This is a genomic window from Pseudomonas sp. K5002, assembly GCF_013386655.1.
Lineage (GTDB): Bacteria > Pseudomonadota > Gammaproteobacteria > Pseudomonadales > Pseudomonadaceae > Aquipseudomonas.
Window position 1 is genome coordinate 1 of record NZ_JACARK010000141.1, and the last position, 4886, is coordinate 4886.

Here is a 4886-nt window from a genome sequence, read left to right on the forward strand (position 1 = left end):
GCGGCATCCGGCGCTTGCCGATCGTGCAGCAAGTCCTGGACAGCGGCATCGCCATGGCCGGGATCGCCACCGCGCTGACCCTGGAGCCGCACCTGATCAAGCAATGGCGCGCCGGCCGCGATCTCAACCCGCAATTGCCGCCGATCCGCTGGAAGCGCAAACCCCTGGCCAGCCTGGCGAGCATGGCAGTGGTGCGCTATCAGCTTCGCCGCCTGAGCCGTGGCCGCCAGCCGAAACCCGGGGTGACGCCGCTGCTGGCGTTGATAAAAGACCAACTGTTTATCGCCCGCCGCACTCGGCAATATCGCGCTGCGATGACCAATTCTTCACATTGAGCGGGGAGCATTCAGCGCCATGGAACTGTCCTTAACTGATCAGCAGCTTTTTACCCTCACTGACGATTGGAGTTCTTCATGGCGAAAATCACCCTGGCCCAGCAATTGGCGACCACCCTTGAACAGGCGGGCATCAAGCGCATCTGGGGCCTGACCGGCGACAGCCTCAACGGCCTGACCGACTCCCTGCGCACCATGGACAGCATCGAGTGGATGCATGTGCGCCACGAAGAAGTGGCCGCGTTTGCCGCCGGTGCCGAAGCCGCCGCCACCGGCGAGCTGACCGTATGCGCCGGCAGCTGCGGCCCCGGCAACCTGCACTTGATCAATGGCCTGTTCGATTGCCATCGCAACCACGTGCCGGTGCTGGCCATCGCGGCGCAGATCCCCTCCTCCGAGATCGGCCTGAACTACTTCCAGGAGACCCATCCCCAGGAGCTGTTCAAGGAGTGCAGCCACTTTATCGAGCTGGTGACCAACCCCGAGCAGATGCCTCACGTGCTGCACCGTGCCATGCGCTCGGCGATCCTCAATCGCGGCGTAGCGGTGGTGGTGATTCCAGGGGATGTGTCACTGTTGGAAGTAGAAGATAAATTCAAACCGTGGCCGGCCCTGCTGGCACCGCGCACGTTGCCGGCGGAACAGGACCTGCAACGCCTCACCGACATCCTCGAACACAGCGGCAAAGTCACCCTGCTGTGTGGCAGCGGCTGTGCCGGCGCCCACGATGAGGTGGTGGCCCTGGCCGACGCCCTCGGCGCGCCCGTGGTGCATGCCCTGCGCGGCAAGGAACATGTGGAGTGGGACAACCCGTTCGACGTCGGCATGACCGGCCTGATCGGCTTCAGCTCCGGCTACCACGCCATGCTCAACTGCGACACGCTGATCATGCTCGGCACCGACTTCCCGTATCGCCAGTTCTACCCGACCGACGCAAAAATTATCCAGGTCGACCGCAACCCACAGGCACTGGGCCGACGTGCCACGCTGGACCTGGGCATTGCAGCTGACGTCAGCGAGACCATCCAGGCACTGCTGCCGCGCCTGACCCGCAAGACGGACCGCAGCTTCCTCGAAACCTCGCTCAAGCATTATGAAAAAGCCCGCCAAGGGTTGGATGACCTGGCGGAACCGTCAAAGGCCGGCCGGCCAATTCACCCGCAATACGTTGCGCGCCTGCTCAGCGAACTGGCGGACGACGACGCAATCTTCACCGCCGACGTTGGCTCGCCGACAGTCTGGGCGGCGCGTTACTTGAAAATGAACGGCAAGCGCCGGTTGATCGGCTCGTTCAACCATGGCTCGATGGCCAACGCCATGCCCCAGGCCATCGGTGCGCAAGCCGCGTTTCCCGGGCGCCAGGTGATTTCGATGTCCGGCGACGGTGGGTTCACCATGCTGATGGGTGACTTCATCAGCCTGGCGCAGCTGAACCTGCCGGTGAAGCTGGTGGTGTTCAACAACTCTTCTTTGGGCTTCGTCGCCATGGAGATGAAAGCGGCGGGCTACCTGGATACCGGCACCGAGCTGAAAAACCCGGACTTTGCCGCCATGTCCAACGCCATGGGCATCCTCGGTATTCGCGTAGAGCAGTCCGAAGACCTGGAACCGGCCCTGCGCCGCGCCCTGGCCCACGACGGCCCGGTGCTGGTGGACGTGGTCACCGCCACCCAGGAACTGGTGATGCCGCCGAGCATCAAGCTGGAGCAGGCCAAGGGCTTCAGCCTGTACATGCTCAAGGCGGTGATGAGCGGACGCGGTGATGAGGTGATCGAGTTGGCGAAAACCAACTGGCTCAGATAAGTCCCGCCACTGTAGGAGCGAGCTTGCTCGCGAAGATCGTTAACGATGACGCGGGCTATTTGAAAGCTCGCGTCGCCTGGACGTTCTTCGCGAGCAAGCTCGCTCCTACAGGTTACTTATGCGCTTTGCTTTTCCACCCACTTGCCGTAGGCATCAATAAACGCCTGCAAAAACGGCTTGGTCTTTTCCGAGACCTTGCCCGACTCATCGAACACGCTGCCCGCACCGCCCAGGTAGGCTTCCGGCTGCTGCATGCACGGCACATCGAGGAACACCAGCGACTGGCGCAAATGGTGATTGGCCCCAAAACCGCCGATGGCTCCGGGAGACACACTGATCACCGCACCCGGCTTGCCGCTGAAGACACTTTGGCCATAAGGACGTGAACCGACGTCAATCGCATTCTTCAATACACCCGGCACGGAGCGGTTGTATTCGGGGGTCACAAACAACACCGCGTCGGATGAACGCACGTGTTGACGGAAAGTACTGTAGGCTGCCGGCGGTGCAGCACCGTCGATGTCCTCGTTGTAGAGCGGCAAATCGCCAATTTCGACAATGTTCAACTTGAGGTTGGCGGGCGCCAACTCGGCCAGTGCCAGGGCGACCTTGCGGTTGATCGACTCTTTTCTCAAGCTGCCGACCAGTACGGCAATCGTGTAGACCTTGCTCATTGGGGTTTCCCGATTTCTGACTTAAGGAGTTTGTAGTTATAGAGCCTGCGCGACGCTATCACCAGCGCGTTTTTGCAATCCCCAGGGACGTTTACACCGCAGATGGATTTGTAAGTAATGTCTGAAAAAGTCAACGAATAGTATTTTTTTTCAATAGGTAAACTACCCCGCTCTCCTACGGTCTACAGAACCGCAAATCGAGTGTTTATCTCCAGAGGTTCTAAACAGATGGCAGCAGTACTTGTCGGACAGTTCCATGCCAGAGACGCGGAAGGTCGCGTTTATTCGGTGCATGAGTTCCAGGAATCCAACCCGCCCCTCGACGGCCTGGCTGGCTCGGCGCCCACCACCACCTACAAGCTGGCCATTGGCGACCGCGTAGAAAAACTGGATGGCGATGAGTTCAGGCTGATTCAGTCGGGCACTATCATCACCCGCGAATCCGCCACGATCCACGCTTCATAAGACGTTATTCCCCATAGGCGATATCAACATTATCGCCGACGCCTCCCAGTGTCCGGTCCTTGCCGAACGAGAACAGATCAAAGTTGGTTTTGGCCTGGCTGGGAGGATAGTGGTACTGATAGGCCACGCCCCAAGGGTCCGTCAGCATGTCCTGATCCTTGAGATAGGGGCCCCGCCACTTCCCTTCTCCCGCTGGCTGAACCGTCAACACCGCCAGCCCCTCGTCGTCGGTAGGATAACGCCCTACATCCTGATGAAACTGCTCGACTGCCTTGCCCAGCTCTTTCAACTGGACCTTGGCCGTGGCGATTTCCGACTGAGTCACGTCGCCGAAGATCCGCGGCCCCACCGCAACCGCCAACACGCCGACCACCAGCACCACCACCAGCAGGTCCCACAACGAAAACCCGCGCGTGTCTGTTTTACCGAGCATCGATAAGGCTCCCCCGTGGATCCTCTGGTTGATACGCCCTTTGTATGACCTGCTGGTTGCAGGCGCCAAGGGACTTGATCGTGCAAGTCTAGTTGGGGCGCTGCCGTGGCGGGTCTTTTTTCCACGCCCGGGCCTGAGCCATTGAATCCACGTCGCGCTGAACATAGACTCCGGCCATGCGTTTACGTCATATCGAAGTCATTCAAGCGATTTTACAGACCGGACACCTCGGCACCGCCGCCGAATGGTTGCAACTGCCTGTGGCCGATGTGGACGCAACCCTCAAGGATGCCGAGCTGCAGTTGGGCTTCATGCTGTTCGCCAGTGTGCGCGGACGCTTGCAGGCCACCCGGGAAACCCTTGAGCTGCAGGCCGAAATCGCCCACCTCTATGCAGCCCTTGAGCCGGTGCAACGCCTGGCCAGCAGCCTTAAGCACCATCATGCCCCGCCCTTGCGCGCACTGTGCACCCCGCCGCTGGCCAATCAACTGCTGCCCCAGGCGATCGCCGTGCTGCGCCGACGTTTCCAAGACACGCCGTGCAACCTCTCCAGCCATTCCACCCGGGACATCGTCAAAAGCCTGCTGCTGCACGAAGCCGACCTCGGCCTGAGCCTGCACGACCCGGAACACCCGCAAATCCACAGCCAACCGCTGGCCCACGGCAAGCTGCAATTGCTCGCGCCCCATGGCTGGCTGAAGCCGCGGCAGAAGTACATTGCGCTACAGGAACTGGCCGGGCAGTCGATGATCGGCCTTGAAGGCCAGGACCCGCTGAGTCGCCTGCTGGACAGCAAACTGCAAGCCCTGCGCCCGCTGCCGGTGGTGCAAACGCGGGTGCAGACGTACCAGATGATGCGCAGCATGGTAGAAGCCGGGGAAGGCCTGGCGATTGTCGACCCGTTCACCGCCAGCGGAGCACGGGAAGCCGGGCTGGATGCGTGCCCGTTGTCACCGCCGATTGTGGTGACCTTGTATGCGTTGACCCTGAAGGGCAGCGAGCCATCGCCCGCCTTGAATGCGCTGCTGGAGATTGTCACCGAGAAGGCTGAAAGCCTGCTGACAAGCACATTGCCGTGAATGTGGGAGCTGTCGGGCCTTGGCGAGACTGCGAAGGCGGCGGCACTGTCGATAAAGAGGTTGCCTGATCTACCGCTATCGCGGCCTCGCTGGGGCT

Annotated in this window: 5 protein-coding genes and 1 pseudogene; 4 read left to right on the forward strand and 2 right to left on the reverse strand. The window is 61.0% G+C overall.

The features are described from left to right. Positions 1-335 (forward strand): annotated as a pseudogene (locus tag HX846_RS08160) (2,4-dienoyl-CoA reductase); the annotation flags it as partial. A 78-nt stretch (positions 336-413) separates the two neighbouring features. After that, positions 414-2138: a ubiquinone-dependent pyruvate dehydrogenase gene (gene poxB / locus HX846_RS08165; protein ID WP_008431335.1), complete on the forward strand. Its 1725-nt coding sequence runs from the start codon at positions 414-416 to the stop codon at positions 2136-2138. Between the two features lie 116 nt (positions 2139-2254). On the opposite strand, the gene HX846_RS08170 is transcribed toward poxB, so the two are convergent. Beyond that, entirely contained in the window at positions 2255-2812 is a 558-nt protein-coding gene (locus tag HX846_RS08170) for an NADPH-dependent FMN reductase (RefSeq protein WP_076013377.1), read from the reverse strand. 228 nt (positions 2813-3040) lie between these two features. On the opposite strand from HX846_RS08170, the gene HX846_RS08175 reads away from it, so the two are divergent. Next, entirely contained in the window at positions 3041-3277 is a 237-nt protein-coding gene (locus HX846_RS08175; RefSeq protein ID WP_003209248.1) for a hypothetical protein, read from the forward strand. A 4-nt stretch (positions 3278-3281) separates the two neighbouring features. Here the strand turns inward: HX846_RS08175 and gspG are convergent, their stop codons facing one another. After that, positions 3282-3710, reverse strand: a complete 429-nt coding sequence (gene gspG, locus HX846_RS08180) for a type II secretion system major pseudopilin GspG (protein WP_102369043.1) — start codon at positions 3708-3710, stop codon at positions 3282-3284. 176 nt (positions 3711-3886) lie between these two features. On the opposite strand from gspG, the gene HX846_RS08185 reads away from it, so the two are divergent. Next, complete coding sequence (locus tag HX846_RS08185; RefSeq protein ID WP_003209251.1) at positions 3887-4789, forward strand: LysR substrate-binding domain-containing protein; 903 nt, start codon at positions 3887-3889, stop codon at positions 4787-4789. Positions 4790-4886 lie beyond the last annotated feature (97 nt).